1 protein-coding gene and 1 pseudogene are annotated in these 638 nt (G+C 34.6%); both read right to left on the bottom strand.

The annotated features are described in order from the left end of the window. Positions 1-133: pseudogene (locus MF4640_RS19240) on the bottom strand (IS5/IS1182 family transposase); the annotation flags it as partial. A gap of 27 nt (positions 134-160) precedes the next feature. Next, entirely contained in the window at positions 161-397 is a 237-nt protein-coding gene (locus MF4640_RS18840; RefSeq protein ID WP_227518692.1) for a hypothetical protein, read from the bottom strand. Positions 398-638: the final 241 nt, after the last annotated feature.

Here is a 638-nt window from a genome sequence, read left to right as displayed (position 1 = left end):
GTTTGCCTTTTGATAGCGCATACCATTGCGTAGCAGGATCAAACCAAATGGCAATATTTCCGCGACTCATGAGTGCTCGGTTATATGCGGGCCAATTGGTTGTGCGGTAGATTTTGTGTGTAGGCTTCTTCATTTGAAAATTATATCGCTGAAAAACCCTTTACAGATAGGTTTGTGCAACAAAGCCTAATGGATCTAAAATATGGAATTTACCTGAAATGTAACCTGCTGTTTGAACCGTGTTATTGAGTACACCTTTTTGATTTTTTTCTATAGGTACAACAATTTGGGTATTCATATCGTTAAAGTTTAATGCATCTACATTTAATACATTCCCTCCCGTATAATAAGAACCACCAAAGTTATTTTTCTTTAGTTCAGATTGGCTTTGTTGCACAAAGATTTCATAACTATATGATTTTAAAAGTTTTGATTATTTTTTGATCCAAAATTAAATTTATTTAAATCAGATGCTTACATATTTATGCAACAAAGCCCAGTAGAGTCGAAACGGCTTTGTTGCACAAAGATTTAAAAGATAACACTCTGCTCATTTGAACAGAATTCAAGTGACAACTTGGGTATGAGGACGACCTAATTCTGTAAATTTGTTCAATACGGCTATGCGTGCATGAATC

The sequence above is a fragment of the Acinetobacter sp. MF4640 genome (assembly GCF_002018895.1).
GTDB lineage: Bacteria > Pseudomonadota > Gammaproteobacteria > Pseudomonadales > Moraxellaceae > Acinetobacter > Acinetobacter johnsonii.
This window is presented reverse-complemented; position numbering and strand designations above follow the sequence as displayed.